The sequence below is a fragment of the Acinetobacter sp. PFS20 genome, from assembly GCF_052261015.1.
Lineage (GTDB): Bacteria > Pseudomonadota > Gammaproteobacteria > Pseudomonadales > Moraxellaceae > Acinetobacter.
Map to the genome: position 1 here is coordinate 3,855,186 of NZ_JBPVZE010000001.1, position 16,726 is coordinate 3,871,911.

The window sequence follows — 16,726 nt, forward strand, 5'->3', positions numbered from 1 at the left end:
TATTTATAGCACAAGGGCGTTTTTCGAATAAGTGACAAGCTGTAAATTACAACTTGCTTACTAACTCTGGTACTACAGTGTTCAAATCACCAACTAACCAGTAGTCAGCAACACTGTTGATTGGCGCTTCTTCGTCTTTGTTGATTGCAACAATAACTTTAGAATCTTTCATACCAGCTAAATGCTGGATCGCACCAGAAATACCTACAGCAACATAAAGGTCAGGCGCAACGATTTTACCAGTTTGACCCACTTGGAAGTCATTAGGTACAAAGCCCGCATCAACTGCCGCACGTGAAGCACCTTGTGCTGCACCAAGCTTGTCAGCTAAAGGATCAAGTACTTTATGGTAGTTTTCACCAGAACCTACACCACGACCACCAGAAACTACGATGCGAGCCGCAGTTAATTCTGGACGATCAAGCTTAACGATTTCTTCAGATACAAAATGAGAAATACCTGCATCTTTCGCTTCACTTACTGCTTCAACCGCAGCAGAACCACCTTCAGCAGCTACTGGATCAAAAGCAGTACCACGAACTGTACCTACAATGATTGCTTCGTCAGATTGAACAGTCGCAATCGCGTTACCTGCATAAATCGGACGCTTGAATGTATTTGCAGATTCAACAGAAATAATGTCTGTGATCATGCTTACATCAAGAAGAGCAGCAACGCGTGGAAGAATGTTCTTACCAGTTGTTGTAGAAGCAGCTAATACGTATTTGTAACCTTTAGCTAAATCAGCAACTAAAGCAGCTACGTTTTCAGCTAACTGGTTTGCATAAGCAGCATTGTCAGCAAGTAAAACCTTGCTTACACCAGCAACTTTAGCAGCAGCATCAGCAACTGCCTGAGCACCAGAACCAGCAACTAATACAGTAATATCACCACCGATTTTTTGTGCTGCAGCAACAACGTTTAAAGTAGCACCGTTAAGTACTTGGTTGTTGTGATCAGCGATAACTAAAATACTCATGATTTTATCCTTCCGTATTAGATCACTTTCGCTTCATTTTTCAATTTTTCAACAAGCTCATCTACAGATTTCACTTGTACGCCAGCTTTACGTTCTGCTGGAGCTTCAACTTTAACAGTTTTAAGCTTAGTACCAGCTGTAACGCCATAATCAGCAGGAGCTTTAGTATCAAGTGGCTTCTTACGAGCTTTCATGATGTTAGGCAATGCTGCATAACGTGGCTCATTCAAACGCAAGTCAGTTGTAATGATTGCAGGAAGTGCCAGTTCAACAGTTTGTAAACCACCGTCAACTTCACGAGTTACTTGTACTTTGCCGCCATCAACTTTCACTTCAGAAGCGAATGTACCTTGGCCCGCACCTAATAATGCGCCAAGCATTTGACCTACTTGGTTAGAGTCATCATCAATTGCTTGTTTACCAAGAAGGATAAGTTCTGGTTTTTCAGCATCAACAACACCTTTTAAAATTTTAGCAACTTCTAAAGCGCCAATTTCATCAGTGGTTTCAACTAAAATACCGCGGTCTGCACCCAAAGCCATTGCAGAACGGATTTGTTCTTGAGCTTCTTTAGGACCTACAGAAACAACAACGATTTCTGATACTGTTCCTTTTTCTTTTAAGCGAACCGCTTCTTCCACTGCGATTTCACAAAATGGGTTAATTGACATTTTAACGTTAGTTAGGTCAACCCCACTATTGTCCGGCTTAACACGAACTTTGACGTTGGCATCAACCACGCGTTTTACAGCAACAAGAGCCTTCATGTAATCCTCGGCTGTTCTAGCAAAAGTAAATGTTGAGAAAAGTATATTAACTCTTCAATTAAAATTTTTTAGGTACCCTATCTTGCAATGTGTTTGGCATTTCGGTCAAGTCACAATTTTCCAGAACAGCACAAAAAAAATGAAACCATCAGTTCATAAAAAAAATATTATGCCTTATTCGGTGCTATTTCGTTCTTTTTGCACTCTATTTTATATATTGATTTTTATTATCTTTTTATCTTATTTAGCTTATTAGTCAGAAACATAAGATCGCCTTAAAATAATCGAGATTAGATGTTTTTGACTCAGGGGTACCGACAAAATATCTCAAGATCAAAATGGTCAATTTGACTATTTCCCCTATTTCTCTTAAACAAATTTCTAAAAAAATACAAATGATGTCTACATTCGTATAAGACTTGCCATTTTAATCAACTTTATTATTAAGATCGTTCTTAAATCTATTCATTCTTTTGTGCTCTCGGATGAGCTTGATCATAGACTTGCGCCAAATGATCAAAATCGATATGCGTATAAATTTGTGTCGTAGACAAATTACTGTGGCCTAACATTTCTTGTACTGATCGCAAATCACCACTACTTGATAACATATGGCTAGCAAAACAATGCCGTAATAAATGAGGATGTAAATCGACATTTACACCTGCTCTTTGCGCTTGAAGCTTTACACGCTTTTCAATTTGCCGTGGAGTTAACACACCACCTCTTTGAGAAATAAAAACAAAAGCATTTTGATCAAAATGGCCTTTCCAGATTTTGTAAATTTTCAGCCAATTCAATAGGCTTTCTTTCGCCTTTTTCCCAAATGGTACAATCCGGGTTTTATTTCCTTTACCTGTAATACGTACCAGTTGACGGTTAAAATCGATATCTTTAATTGTTAAACCTTGCAGTTCAGCCAGACGCAAACCACTTGAGTAAAGTAACTCGAGCATGGCTTTATCACGTAACCACAATTGCTGATCAATTGGTTTTTCAGGCACAGGCTGATCTAAAATCTGATTAACCGTTTCTATGTCGATCATACCCGGCAAGGGTCTAGGCTGACGTTTTAACTTAAAGTCATCAGTAGGGTTAATTTCAAGATATTTTCCTTGTTCAGCCCATTTCATAAACTGGCGAATTGACGTGAGATGACGCTGCATACTGCTTGAACTTAACTGATCCTGCTCAACACGCTGGGCCAAATATTCACGTAAATCTGAAGCTTCAATATTTCTTAAATCAATTTGTTTGAGCTCACAGAACTCAAGAAAGCTTTTAACATCTCTTTCATAAGCTGTAATTGTATGCTCAGACTGGTTCTGAATTTTTCTTTCTTTTAACCACATTGAGAGCAGCTGTAATCCAAAATCCAAATTGCTCTCCATTTATTTGCTCATTTTATTTTTTCAGTGTATCAAAAAGTAGTTGTTCAGGAAATTTAATACCGCACAACCTAATGCTGATCTAATTTATATATTACAATTTAAACCAAGTATTCATTGGACCTTGCTGCCATGATCACCATACTCATTCCTTATTTAATTGCGATTACCTTACTTACACTGACCCCTGGTTTAGATACGACTTTAATTATTCGTACAGCAACGCTTGAAGGTAAATCGAAAGCGTTTCAAGCAGCGGTCGGCATTAGCCTTGGCTGTATTGTATGGGGAATTGTGGTTGCATGTGGTCTAGGTGCTTTGCTCATGGCATCTGATCTCGCTTTTAATATTCTGAAATGGATGGGAGCAGCTTATCTAGCATGGTTAGGTTTGAATATGATTTTAAAACCGCGTAGCCAACTTGCAGATATGCAAGAAAGCAACTCAAATGTCCCTTCTTCACAGAATTGGTTTATTAACGGTTTTTTGGGTAACTTACTTAATCCCAAAGTTGGTATTTTTTATATTTCATTTCTTCCACAATTTATTCCACCACAAGCATCGGCTGTCACTTGGATTATGGGGCTTGTGATGATTCATGTCGTCATTGGAACCTTATAGTCAATTTTATTAATTTTGGCTATGCAGCCACTGTCACGTTATCTTAAGCAACCCAAATTTGTGAAATATATGGACCGAATTACAGGCAGTATTTTTGTGTTGTTTGCTTTGAAATTGGCTTTGAGTAAAAGATAAATTTTAAAAAGCGTGCTGATAGATAGCACGCTAAATAAAACTTAAAAACTTATGTTAGTTTTTCTAAGTAGATTTTTATTTGAACTGAAACTTCATCGGCATGTTTTTCTGCTAATTGATGGTCGCCACCTTTCACAACATATAACGTCGATTTTTCAAACTTTTGATTTAAATATTGACCTACCTGAACGGGGCTTACTGGATCGTCATCGCCCCAGATTAATAAAGTTTCAATGTTTATATCTGATAAAAACTCTTCGTAGTTGGCATTAGTAGTGATAAACCAATCTGGATATTTTAAAAATGCTTGGCGATATGCTTCTCGCCAGTCTTGCACATTAAATCTTTCAAGGTTGATTCCACCAGAAGTTGCAATCAAAACCTGCCCTTTCACCAGCTGAGGTTTTTGCAATGCTGCCGAAACAGCAAAAATGCCACCCATAGATTGCGCAACAATTACAGATTCTTCATTAATTTGATCAACCACATGATTTGTTAGGTCTTTAAAATTTTTAATACCTACAGATTCTGGTGTATCTCCAAAGCCTGGATAACCAATATTTTTTGTACGGTAATGCGGAGGTAATTTTTCAATTAAGGGATGCCAAAATGTCGTACTGCCTGATGCACCGGGTAAGAAAATTAAATTATTCATATTTTTATAAAGTAATAAAATTAAAAAATTATTCTACATATAAAGAAAGCCTCTTTTATCACTTTAGCTGATGAAAGAGGCTTCTTTTTAGGTTACGCGATTAACCTTGGAAATAACGTAAATCCAAACGCCCATCATATACATGAGTTGTTGGACCAGTCATCCAGACCACATCGCCTTCTTGCCATTCGATTTGTAGCTTACCACCAGCAAGTTCAACTTCAACTGAGTTAGCAAGTAAACCACGGCGCATACCACTTACCGCAGCAGCACAAGCCCCTGTGCCACATGCAAGGGTTTCACCTACACCGCGTTCAAATACACGTAAACGTACATGCTTTTCATCAATGATTTGCATAAAGCCAGCATTCACACGCTCAGGGAAACGTTTATGTGACTCAACTTGTGGACCAATGCCAGCAACATCTGCTGTGAGTACATCTGGAACAATCGTTACAGCGTGAGGATTGCCCATATTGACCACATCAATACTGATGTTTTGGTCGTTGGCTAACTCAAGTGTATATAAAGCTTCAGGTTGTTCAGCAATAAATGGAATTTCATTCGGCAAGAATTTCGGGTAGCCCATATTCACGCGAACCCAACCATTTTGCCCCAGTTCAGGTTTAACAATCCCTGCTTTGGTTTGAACAGTAATACTAGTTTTCGTGGTTAAATGACGCTCATGTACAAAGCGAGCAAAACAGCGCACACCGTTACCACATTGTTCAACTTCAGAACCATCAGCATTAAAAATACGGTATTTAAAATCTGCTTCCGGCAAATCAGGTGGTTCAACAATTAAAAGCTGATCAAAACCAATACCGAAATGGCGATCAGCTAAGCGTTGAATTGTTTCTGTATCTAAATAAGCACGTTGGCTGATTAGATCAACCACCATAAAGTCATTACCTAGGCCATGCATTTTAGTAAATTCTAACAACATTTCATTTACTCCTCAGGCAATAAACTTTCTTTTTCCCAAAGCGACTCAACCGTTTCACGCTCACGAATTAAATGAGCTTTATCGCCAGTCACCATCACTTCTGCGGCACGTCCACGTGTATTGTAATTTGAACTCATTACAAAACCATAAGCACCAGCGCCAAGAACAGCTAATAAGTCATTTTCTTTTAAAGCCAATGAACGATCTTTACCAATGAAGTCACCTGTCTCACAGATTGCACCCACGAGATCCCAGGTTTTTTCTTCAGTATCTGAACTTGGCACCACAGGTTGGATATCCATCCAAGCTTCATATAAAGCAGGGCGAATTAAATCATTCATTGCTGCATCAATAATGGCAAAATTACGATGGCTCGTTGGTTTGAGTAAATCCACTTTGGTTAAAAGCACACCTGCATTTGCACTAATGCTACGGCCCGGTTCCATATAAACCTTGAGACCTAGCTTTTCTAAAGCAGGTTTCATTGAATTTGCATATTCTTCAACACTTGGTGGTGTTTCATCTTTATAACAAACACCTAAACCACCACCGATATCAATATGTTTAAGATTGATACCAAGTTTTTTCAACTCTTCGATCATCACCATGACACGATCTAAAGCATCAACAAATGGTTTAGTCTCGGTTAATTGCGAACCAATGTGGCAGTCAATTCCAATGATTTCAAGGTTTGGTAAAGATGCCGCATATTGATAAGTTTCATAAACGGTATCACTTGGAATACCAAATTTATTTTCTTTAAGGCCTGTTGAAATATAAGGATGTGTTTTTGCATCTACGTCTGGATTTACACGTAAGGAAATCGGCGCTTTTTTGCCTAGACGAGCTGCAACTTTTTGAAGACGATCTAGTTCGGCATAAGACTCTACATTAAAGCAAGCAATGCCTACATTTAACGATGTTTCAATATCAGCTTCAGTTTTACCCAAGCCAGAAAAAACAACTTTAGATGCATCTCCACCCGCTTTTAAAACACGTGCAAGCTCACCACCTGATACGATATCAAAACCAGCACCAAGTTTTGCCAATACATTAAGAACAGCTAAATTTGAGTTAGACTTCACCGCAAAACAGATTTGATGATCAATAAAATCAAAAGCACGATCCATATCTAAGTAATGTTTTTCAAAAGCTGCTTTTGAATAAACATACAAAGGTGTGCCAAATTGCTGCGCAAGCTGCTCCATAGAACATTGCTCTGCGTGCAATACTCCATTAATGCGAGTGAAACTCATGAATGTGTCCTTATTTCAAAGCTTAAGGTGAAGTTGTTTGGGTTGGGGCTGATGATTCAACTGGCTGATCAGCTTGTTCATCCTGTTGCACAACTTGTTTCTGTTCTTTATTACGATAGAGCAAGTATTTCGCGCGTTTGTCATAATTCGGATCAGAAGGTAGCTGTAATGCTCCTGACTGACCGCAAGCGCTTAGCAAAATACTGCTGCTCAATAAACTGATGAGGCAAATGACACGACGCATCTGAGCACCTGATTTAAACAATTCGATGCAGTATACCGTGATCATGCAGGCGGCTAAAGAGTAAACTTAAAGAGAAAAACAATATGCATAAAAAACGCCAGCTTTTCAGCCGGCGTTTGATCATAACTAAATAAATTTAATTACTTTTTATGACGCGGTTTATAGAAGAAGAAATAACCAATGATCAAGATAATAAACCAAATTGGGCTGACTTTAAGCGCTTTAAACGTATCTGGCTCTAAAGACAACACGTAAATCATACCAATAAAAAAAATAATCGTGATCCAACATGTAAATAGACCGCCCGGCAATTTAAATGTTGATTTTGCGTGTAGCTCAGGACGTGTAGTGTAATAACGGATATAACTCCAGATAATAAGTAACCACACGCAAATGAACAAAATCGTTGAAAGTGTTGTTGCGAGCGTAAATGCTTCAACGGTATTGGGTACGAAATACTGTAATGCTGCACCTAACAGCAAACACGCAGCAGAAAAATACAATGCATTTGCAGGTACCGCACGTCTATTCAATTTACCAAAAGCTTTGGGTCCCTGATCTTCACGCGATAAACCAAACAACATACGGCTTGTTGAAAACACGCCACTGTTCATTGATGACATTACTGAAGACAACACCACCAAGTTCATCAAGATCGCTGCAGCTGCAACACCAGCTTGACTAAACAAGTTTACAAATGGACTGATCGCCGGATCAATTTTATTCCATGGTGTTACTGACATTACAATAATTAATGCGAACACATAGAAAATAATGATACGAATTGGGATTGAGTTAATTGCTTTTGGTAAGTTACGGGCTGGATCTTTCGTTTCGGCAGCTGTTGTTCCCACAAGTTCTACACCAACGAAGGCAAAGATTGCAATCTGGAAACCAGCTAAGAAACCATGTACGCCTGTTGGGAAGAAACCACCATTCGCCCAAAGATGAGTAAATGAAGCAACTTCACCAGTACTCGAAGTAAAGCCAGTAAAAATCATCCATAGACCCACAGCAATTAAAATAATAATCGCAAGAATCTTAATGAGCGCAAACCAGAACTCTAACTCACCAAATAAACGTACTGTCAGTAGGTTCAAACCCATAATAAATACAATAGCCGCAACACTGATCATCGCCCCTTCGACAGGTGAGAAAGGCAGACCATTATTGAAGAACTGTAAGTAATAGATAATTGCAGACAGATCGGCGATACCAATCGTAATCCAACATAACCAGTAGGTCCATCCGACGAAATAACCTGCCCATGGACCGATTAAATCTGTTGTGAAGTCAATAAATGATTTATAGGCAAGATTTGAAAGAAGTAATTCGCCAAGCGCACGCATGACAAAAAACACCATCACACCAATAATCAAATAAATGAATAAGATCGACGGACCAGCGAGGCTAATTGTTTTGCCTGATCCCATAAATAATCCGGTACCAATAGCACCACCAATCGCGATCAGCTGTAAATGCCGATTGGAGAGGCTTCGATGGAGCTCACCTTGTTCATGAGGCTCGCTCAGATTTTGATTCGACATTTTATAAATACACTCCAGTAATTTTTTTAGTCCGTTAGCTAAAATCAAATCAAAAAGACGATATCGCACCATTTGCAGGTATCTTTTAAATGTATATTTTTTGACAACTTTTCAGCTAACCAATATTTGTCTGTATTGCTAATGACTTTAAGCTACATACAATTAGGGCCGATAATACGCACAAGCCTTCTGCAATACAACGGACTATCAAGTCAACTTTTGTCGCACTTGTTTAACTCCAACCTATATAAAAAGGCTACCGATGAGGTAGCCTTTTTGATGAAGAGACAAAAAATACAGTAATCTTTTAAAAATTTACTTTTGCTTATTCTTCAGTCTTTCTTCCCAGAATGTCGCATTTTTTATTCCTAATTTAACAGGATCAAATGTGAATTCTTTTACTCCAGCTTTTTGCTGCTCCTCGTAATCTTTTAGTGCTTTAATCGTTGGTTTCCAAACAAAATAAGTCACTATAATGCCAACGATATTAATCCATGCCATTAAACCTACACCGATATCGCCAATTCCCCATATATAGCCAGTTGCACTTAATACCCCATAAGATACTGATAAAATAATAAAGCACTTGGTCACAAATAATAATGATGGAGATTTTGTAATATAACTTAGGTAAGTAATATTGGTTTCAGCAATATAGTAGTAAGCAACTATGGTGGTGAATGCAAAGAAGAAAACCGCTAAAGCAACAAAGATTTGACCAAAATTACCAAACATTGTGCTCACTGCCATCTGGGTAAATGCAGGAGAACCTATTTCTACAGTAGCTCCAACATGTTGCACAATGAATTGACCAGCTTCTAATGTTCCTTGCACATTATATTTGCCGGTAATTAAGATCATGAATGCTGTTGCAGAGCATACGAATAAAGTATCTACATAAACGGAGAATGCTTGTACAAAACCTTGCTGAGCAGGATGCTGAACTTCTGCAGCAGCCGCGGCATGAGGACCAGTTCCTTGTCCCGCCTCATTTGAATAAACACCACGTTTTACGCCCCAACCGATCGCAGCACCAAGGCCTGCCATAGGAGAAAAAGCATCTTCAAAAATTAATTTAATTACACCAGGTAATTCATGAATATTAGCAATAACGATAACGACAGCCATTAAAATGTAACCAGCTGCCATGAAAGGAACCACAAATTCAGCAAAACGTGCAATTCGTTTGATCCCACCAAAAATAATGATAGCAAGTAAACCAACAATGACTACAAGTGCAACAAGCTTAAATAACCCAATATCGCCAAATATAATTGCTCCTTCACCTGTAATCTGTGTAAATGCCTTACCCACAGCATTTGCTTGGATCCCTGGTAAGAACAAACCACAAGAAACAATCGCTGCTATAGCAAACACAACGCCTAACCAACGCTGACCTAAGCCTTTATCAAAATAAAAAGCAGGGCCACCACGATATTGTCCTTGATATTCAACTTTATAGATTTGCCCTAGAGTTGACTCTACATATGCAGTGCCTGCTCCTAAAAATGCAACTAACCACATCCAAAAAACAGCACCAGGTCCACCGAAACCAATTGCTGCCGCTACACCAGCAATATTACCTACACCTACTCGCCCTGATAATGAAACCGCTAAAGCCTGAAAAGATGAAATCCCTTGTTCTGAAGAAGTACCTTTTATTAAAAGTCTAGCCATTTCCTTCATTTGGCGTACTTGAACAAACCTTGTCAAAATAGAAAAAAATAAACCTGCACCTAAGCACAGATAAATAAGCCCTTTACTCCAAATTATGCTATTTACCCAATCAACAATTTCTGCTGCACTCATAGATATCAACCTTTTGTATCTTTAAGATACAATACTCATATTATTTTGTTCGTTTTTCACTTCAGCAATATCCATGCCATATCTATAATAAACAGTTAGATACATACATCAGTAAAAACACCTTCCTTGGGGATCGATTAGATTTTTATATCCATTTAAAACAAACTCTATCTGACTTGTAAAAATCCTATATCGTGTTATTTTTGACGTCTTTCCCTTACTAGTTCCTTAGAAATACCCTTCAAATTTCCTCATTATCTTTTACGAAAATTTCAGGAAACAAGAATGAAGAACTTCCTAAGAACTATATTTATATAATATCGAGCAAAATTTCAATTTTTTATGAGCAAAGTCAAAACTGTTTACCGTTGCGAGCAATGTGGTGCCGATCATCTTAAATGGGCTGGTCAATGTTCAGAGTGTGGTGAATGGAATTCTCTGACTGAAGTCAAACTTGAGCCGACCACTGCTCACCGCGCACGTCCAAAAATTGGAGGCTATGCAGGTCAAGTCGCGAATATTACAACACTAAATAAAGTTTCAGTTTCGCATGAAACACGCTTACAGACCGGTATCAGCGAATTTGATCGCGTACTTGGCGGAGGCTTAGTTACAGGTTCAGTCGTACTGATTGGCGGTGACCCGGGCATTGGTAAATCGACCATTCTGTTACAAACAGCGACCCACATGGCAAGTGCAAAAAGCTCTGCTCTTTATATTACGGGTGAAGAATCGTTATCTCAGGTTGCTCTTCGTGCTCAAAGACTTGATTTGCCAACTGACAAATTAAAAGCCATGGCCGAAACCTGTGTTGAGCGAATTTGTGAAGTTTTAGAACAAGAAAAGCCTGCGGTTGCTATTTTAGATTCGATTCAAACTCTTTACACCGAAACACTCCAATCGGCACCGGGTGGTGTTTCTCAAATTCGTGAATCTGCGGCATTACTTACACGCTATGCAAAAAATAGTGGCACGGCGCTATTTCTTGTTGGGCACGTGACCAAAGAAGGTGCACTGGCAGGTCCACGTGTTTTAGAACATATGGTGGATTGTGTACTTTACTTTGAAGGTCAATCAGACTCACGTTATCGAATGATTCGTGCTGTTAAAAACCGTTTTGGTGCAGTGAACGAACTTGGCGTATTTGCCATGACAGATAAAGGCTTGCGTGAAGTTGCCAACCCTTCTGCTATTTTCTTAAGCCGTTATGATGAAGCGATTCCTGGTTCAATTGTTATGATTAGCCGTGAAGGAACCCGCCCTCTGTTAGTTGAAGTTCAAGCCTTAGTAGATGATGCCCAAGGTCAACCACGACGTGTCGCATTGGGTCTTGAGCAAAACCGTTTAAATATGCTGCTTGCTGTAATGCATCGCCATGGCGGTGTTCAAACTACTGGACAAGACGTTTATGTCAACATTGTAGGTGGCCTAAAAATTACCGAAACAGGTTCTGACTTGGCTGTCTTATTAGCATGTGCTTCAAGTTTGCGTACTAAAGCGTTGCCTCAACAGCTTGCAGTTTTTGGTGAAGTTGGTCTTTCTGGTGAAATTCGCCCAGTTCCTAACGGACAAGAGCGTTTAAAAGAAGCTGCAAAACATGGCTTTAAATATGTCATTTTACCGAGAGGTAATGCACCGCAAAAAGCAATTCCAGGAGTTCAAGTCATTGCCGTTGCCCGCTTGCATGAAGCGTTGACCGAAGCGATGCAACTCAGTGATGAATTGACATAAAAAAACATACTTTTAAGGTTGAAATTTAGAGTAAATACCTGCATAAATACTATTATAAATTAACTTTAAACAGGAATTTCCTATGGAAGTACACCAGCGTGGCTTGATTACCGGTATTTTAATGGCTGCTTTAGCAATTTCTCCTCTTGCTGAAGCTAAACGTGCAGGTGGTGGTAAAAGCCACGGTATGGCACGTTCTACTACTTCAAGCCAGTCTTATCAACAACCTCGTCAAGTGACTCCTGCTCAACAACCTGCTACGGCACCTCAAAGATCAGGTCCTGGTGTTGGTTCAATGGTTGCGGCTGGTGTGGCTGGTGCTGCCGTAGGTGCTGTTGCAGCAAATGCTTTAGCTGATGACAAATCAACATCAACTGAACAGCAAGCAACACAACCTGGAAATGAACAAGCTGCTCAAGCCCAACAAGAAGAGAAAAAAGGTGGAATTCCTAGCTGGCTTTGGGTATTACTTGCAGCTGCTTTAGCCTTTTTTGTTTTCCGCAAATTGGGCGCAAAAAAAAAATTAGCAGCTAATAATCCTTACGCACCAAATAACGACGGTCAGAACCCATTTGGTCGTTCTGCTGCACCACAAGCGACACCACGTAATGCTGGAGATAATACAAATATCTTTGGTCAATCTGTTGGTGGCGGTGCAGCAACCCAAGCTCCTTTTGGCGGTGCAACAACGAGCAATGGCAATCAACTTCCAGATGGTAGTGAACCTGCTGCTTTCTTACGTATTGCACGTCAACGTTTTAATCACATCCAGTCGATGAACACTGCAAGTAACATTGAAGAAATTCGCCGTTACTTAACACCAGAACTTTATAGTTCTATGTATAACGACATCATGGAAAACCAAGATCAAGACGTTGCTGAATTTAGCAATCTGAATGCGATGGTTGTAGACAGCGCAACTGAAAATGGTCAATACGTTGTAAGCGTACGCTTCACTGGTACTGTGAGTGAAGATTTAAACAGCTTGCCGCAACCATTTACTGAAATCTGGCACTTTGTTAAACCTGCTGGTTCTCAGCAAGACTGGGTTGTTGCTGGTATTCAACAAGCTTAAGCTAAATAAACCCTCAATAAAAAAGCCACAATATTGTGGCTTTTTTATTTGTCAGTTTTTAAGCAATTTCTGCTGGGAATGTAATGACTTTTTCAATTTTGACCTGATCCATTGCAACCATGAGTAAGCGGTCTATACCTAAAGCAATTCCTGAACATTCTGGCATATGAGGCAAAGCTGCTAACAAGTGTTCATCTAAAGGCATAACATGAAGGCCTTGCTTAGCACGCTCAGCATTGTCTGCTTCAAAGCGTGAACGTAACACCTCTGCATCGAGCAATTCATCGTAAGCATTGGCAAGCTCTAGACCTTCAATATAAACCTCAAAACGTGCTGCGACCTCTTCCCCATCTTCATCAACTTTCACTTTTGCTAAAGACGCCATTTCTGGTGGAAAGTCAGTTAAAAAGACAGGCGCATCAAACCCTAGACTTGGCTCCACAAAATGAGAAAATAATAAATCCATGTAAGCTAGGCGGTCATCGCCTAAATCAAGATTTAATCCCACACGATTTGCCGTATCTTTGAGTTGCTTCAATGTCGCTTGTAAAGGGTTGATATCGAGGCGATCTTGAAAAGCATGTTTATAACTTAAAATAAACGGACGAACTTCCCCAAAACGATGTTGCAAACAAGTCTGCAATAAATCGGCGGTTTCATGCATTAATGCTTTTAAGTCTAGACCCGGGCGGTACCATTCGAGCATGGTAAATTCACTATTGTGTTTACGCCCGTGCTCATCGTCTCGAAAAACCTTACAGATTTGATAAATCGGCCCACTGCCACTCGCCAACAAACGCTTCATGGCAAACTCTGGAGAAGTCTGTAAATATTGAGTTTGCAATTTGCCATTAATATGACGTAAAGCCTGAACAGACGCTAAATGCACATCGGTGACACCTGCTTGTGAAACAATCGGTGTTTCCACTTCCATGACATCACGTTCAGCAAAAAATTGACGAATCTGGTTATAGAGCTTAGCACGTGCTTTTAAGGCATCAATTGAACAAGTTGGTTGATAACTTAAACTCATGCCTGCGGCCCTCCATGTGCTGCCCATTCACGGCGCAGCGGATAATTCTTACGTAATAAATCAAATGCTTTTTGCTCTACTTTGCCCTCTTTAATACAGACACGAATGTTGGCATCATCTTGAGCAATATCATAAATCTGAGCTAATTTTTGCTTTAACACTGCCTTTAAATCATTTCCTGAAAAATAGTCATCACATGCAGGCAACTGCGTTTCAAAACGTTTATTTATATCAAAACCGAACTTTTGGCAGAACGCTTCATAAATCATTTGCGTACCGCGTGCCTTCCCTTCAAGGCTATAACCTGCAATATGCGGTGTCGCCAAAGCCAACATGTCGATAAGCTCTTCAGATATGACGGGTTCATGCTCAAATACATCAAGCACCACTTTACGCTGGGTACGCTGAATATCTTCGATTAAAGCAGCTTCTTTCACGACTGGACCACGCGCACTATTAATTAAAATCGTGTTCGGTTGAAGTGCAGCAAACGTTTGCTCATTAAACAGATGATACGTCGCATGTTCACCATTTTTGGTTAAAGGCACATGAATTGAAATTGCATTAGCTTGTTGCAAAAGAGTTACTAAACTTACATTTTTAATTGAATCTAACTGCACATATGGATCAAAGCCAATCACATTCCAACCAAGCAACTGGGCCATATATGCCAAACGCTTACCTACGTTTCCAAGCCCTACTATTCCTAGGGTAAATTTTTCTTGTTGTTCTAAAAGGTTCATATCTAAATTAAGTAAAGCAGTAATGACATATTCAGCAACTGCCTGCGCATTACAACCTGCCGCATTTGCCCATGTAATTCCTTGTTTTTCTAAAGCCGCAATGTCTAAATGATCGGTGCCGATTGTGGCACTACCCACATATTTTAATGCTGTATTTTCGATTAAGCTTGCATTCACAGCAGTGACTGAGCGAACCAATAATGCTTCTGCATCTTTTACATCTGCATGAGTTAAGGTGCGTCCCGCATGGTGTTGAATATCGCCAAACTCTGAAAAAAAGTAATCGGTAAATGCCAAATTTTCATCTGCGACGATTTTCATTATCTGCAACTCAAAGCTTATAAAAACGTTATTATCCTTTGAGTTGTAGCAAAGCACAATGTTAATGGCTTTAAATTCACGATTCTATGTCTTGTACTTTTAAGGCTTACAAACCACCGCCAAAATAGAAATAAGCCATGACTGCTAGCGTTATCCAAACTAAAATAATTAACACAGCGACCAAATAATTTTGAGGTCGTCGCTCCTGTTGTTCTAGCCATTCATCAGCTTGTTGTTCTGCATCTAAAATGACTTGCTTAGGCGTAAAACGAACAGCTAACCAAATAAGAATGGGCAAAATTAAAGCGTCATCAACAAAACCTAAAATAGGAATAAAATCTGGAATTAAATCGATGGGGCTAAAAGCATAGGCAACAGCAATCACAGCCAAAATTTTAGGCAATATCGGCATTTGAGGATGCTTCGATGCAAACCAAAGCATAATAATTTGTTTTTTTAAACGTTTTGCCCAATCTTTTAAGGACTGTAACCAAGCCACTGGGACACACTCTGAACTACATAAGTCTGATCATAAAGTATAAAGTTCGTACTTAACTTAAAATTAGGCAAAATAGAAATGTATATTTCCATTGTGTTTGATCATTCTTAGCATTTGAGCTGATCTGATCAATATTTTGATGCATGACCTTTATGTGTATAAAACGAAATCATCTCCACGACAAAAGCTTGCTAAAGTTAGGCCAGATATTTTTGCGAGCCGAATGGCCATACTGGTTGGGGCAGAAATTGAAGCCAATAAACCAATATTAAGCTGAGCGCATTTACGAATTAATTCGTAGCTTGCACGACTGGTCATAACCACAAAACCTAAACTGGTGTCGTAGTTTTCTTGAGCTAAATAACCTAACAATTTATCTAAGGCATTGTGACGGCCGACATCTTCAAACAAAGCCATGATTTTGCCTTGAACCACCCAAGCAGCGGCATGAGCGCCACCTGTTAAGGCAGTAATTTTTTGTTGATCTTTTAATTGAGAAATCGCGACTGGAATTTGTTCAAGCCACTCTTTGGAAGGTTCGATGGTAATTTTAGAAATATCGAGCTGAAGCTGCTCCAAACTTTCAATCCCACATAAACCACAGCCTGTACGACCCACCAACATACGCCGCCTTTCTTTTAACGCAGCAAATGCTCTAGATGAAATGGTCATGTTCACTTCAATTCCCAATTCACTTTCATAAATCTCAATGGCGTACAACTCTTTTAAACTTGTTAAAATTCCTTCGGACAGACTAAAACCTTTAGCGAACACTTTCACATCGGTAGGCGTTGCCATCATCACTGCATGAGAAATGCCGTTATATACCAAAGCAATCGGATGCTCTTGAACAATATTATCTAAAACACTTTCAGATTCGGTTTTCTTAAACCGCTTTACTTGTAATGTTTCAACCCCATAAGAATGTGGTGTCAAAATAATTTCCTTTATCTTGAAATGGCGCTTGTTTAGAGCGC

At 39.3% G+C, this 16,726-nt stretch carries 15 protein-coding genes and 1 pseudogene; 3 read left to right on the top strand and 13 right to left on the bottom strand.

All coding sequences use genetic code 11. The features are described 5' to 3' along the window. Nucleotides 1-46: 46 nt before the first annotated feature. The 3 genes from ACS125_RS18265 to xerA form a co-directional block, all read right to left on the bottom strand. Complete coding sequence (locus ACS125_RS18265) at nt 47-979, bottom strand: electron transfer flavoprotein subunit alpha/FixB family protein (protein ID WP_004790587.1); 933 nt, start codon at nt 977-979, stop codon at nt 47-49. A gap of 17 nt (nt 980-996) precedes the next feature. Further along, on the bottom strand, nt 997-1,746 hold the full coding sequence (locus tag ACS125_RS18270) for an electron transfer flavoprotein subunit beta/FixA family protein (RefSeq protein WP_443273737.1): 750 nt from the start codon (nt 1,744-1,746) through the stop codon (nt 997-999). 461 nt (nt 1,747-2,207) lie between these two features. Beyond that, nucleotides 2,208-3,098, bottom strand: a complete 891-nt coding sequence (gene xerA / locus ACS125_RS18275) for a site-specific tyrosine recombinase/integron integrase (protein ID WP_174742225.1) — start codon at nt 3,096-3,098, stop codon at nt 2,208-2,210. 168 nt (nt 3,099-3,266) lie between these two features. Here xerA and ACS125_RS18280 point away from each other — a divergent pair. Beyond that, nucleotides 3,267-3,890, top strand: a pseudogene (locus ACS125_RS18280) (LysE family translocator). Between the two features lie 49 nt (nt 3,891-3,939). Here the strand turns inward: ACS125_RS18280 and ACS125_RS18285 are convergent. The 6 genes from ACS125_RS18285 to ACS125_RS18310 form a co-directional block, all read right to left on the bottom strand. Beyond that, on the bottom strand, nt 3,940-4,545 hold the full coding sequence (locus ACS125_RS18285; protein ID WP_443273739.1) for an alpha/beta fold hydrolase: 606 nt from the start codon (nt 4,543-4,545) through the stop codon (nt 3,940-3,942). Between the two features lie 100 nt (nt 4,546-4,645). Next, nucleotides 4,646-5,491: a diaminopimelate epimerase gene (dapF, locus tag ACS125_RS18290; RefSeq protein WP_016140226.1), complete on the bottom strand. Its 846-nt coding sequence runs from the start codon at nt 5,489-5,491 to the stop codon at nt 4,646-4,648. Nucleotides 5,492-5,496: 5 nt separating this feature from the next. After that, nucleotides 5,497-6,747 carry a diaminopimelate decarboxylase gene (gene lysA / locus ACS125_RS18295; protein WP_238611875.1) on the bottom strand — a complete coding sequence of 417 codons (1,251 nt, stop codon included), beginning with the start codon at nt 6,745-6,747 and terminating at the stop codon, nt 5,497-5,499. A gap of 22 nt (nt 6,748-6,769) precedes the next feature. Then, nucleotides 6,770-6,991, bottom strand: a complete 222-nt coding sequence (lptM, locus tag ACS125_RS18300) for an LPS translocon maturation chaperone LptM (RefSeq protein WP_004790575.1) — start codon at nt 6,989-6,991, stop codon at nt 6,770-6,772. 140 nt (nt 6,992-7,131) lie between these two features. Beyond that, complete coding sequence (locus ACS125_RS18305) at nt 7,132-8,538, bottom strand: amino acid permease (protein WP_174731640.1); 1,407 nt, start codon at nt 8,536-8,538, stop codon at nt 7,132-7,134. A gap of 315 nt (nt 8,539-8,853) precedes the next feature. After that, the gene (locus ACS125_RS18310; RefSeq protein ID WP_004790571.1) at nt 8,854-10,347 is read right to left on the bottom strand and encodes an alanine/glycine:cation symporter family protein; all 1,494 of its coding nucleotides are present in this window, start codon (nt 10,345-10,347) and stop codon (nt 8,854-8,856) included. A 342-nt stretch (nt 10,348-10,689) separates the two neighbouring features. Here ACS125_RS18310 and radA point away from each other — a divergent pair, with 342 nt between their 5' ends. Both radA and ACS125_RS18320 read left to right on the top strand, forming a co-directional pair. After that, entirely contained in the window at nt 10,690-12,078 is a 1,389-nt protein-coding gene (gene radA, locus ACS125_RS18315; protein ID WP_004790569.1) for a DNA repair protein RadA, read from the top strand. An 82-nt stretch (nt 12,079-12,160) separates the two neighbouring features. Next, nucleotides 12,161-13,153 (top strand): Tim44 domain-containing protein, encoded by a 993-nt coding sequence (locus ACS125_RS18320; protein ID WP_443273743.1) that lies wholly within the window; start codon nt 12,161-12,163, stop codon nt 13,151-13,153. 58 nt (nt 13,154-13,211) lie between these two features. Here the strand turns inward: ACS125_RS18320 and epmA are convergent, their stop codons facing one another. The 4 genes from epmA to fdhD all read right to left on the bottom strand — a co-directional run bounded on the left by epmA (nt 13,212) and on the right by fdhD (nt 16,685). Beyond that, entirely contained in the window at nt 13,212-14,186 is a 975-nt protein-coding gene (epmA, locus tag ACS125_RS18325) for an EF-P lysine aminoacylase EpmA (RefSeq protein ID WP_174744014.1), read from the bottom strand. Beyond that, entirely contained in the window at nt 14,183-15,250 is a 1,068-nt protein-coding gene (locus ACS125_RS18330) for a 4-phosphoerythronate dehydrogenase (protein WP_443273745.1), read from the bottom strand. Before ACS125_RS18330 ends, epmA begins: the two co-directional genes overlap by 4 nt. A 106-nt stretch (nt 15,251-15,356) precedes the next feature. Beyond that, the gene (locus ACS125_RS18335) at nt 15,357-15,749 is read right to left on the bottom strand and encodes a YkvA family protein (RefSeq protein WP_004790561.1); all 393 of its coding nucleotides are present in this window, start codon (nt 15,747-15,749) and stop codon (nt 15,357-15,359) included. A 150-nt stretch (nt 15,750-15,899) separates the two neighbouring features. Beyond that, nucleotides 15,900-16,685: a formate dehydrogenase accessory sulfurtransferase FdhD gene (gene fdhD, locus ACS125_RS18340; RefSeq protein WP_174731560.1), complete on the bottom strand. Its 786-nt coding sequence runs from the start codon at nt 16,683-16,685 to the stop codon at nt 15,900-15,902. Nucleotides 16,686-16,726: the final 41 nt, after the last annotated feature.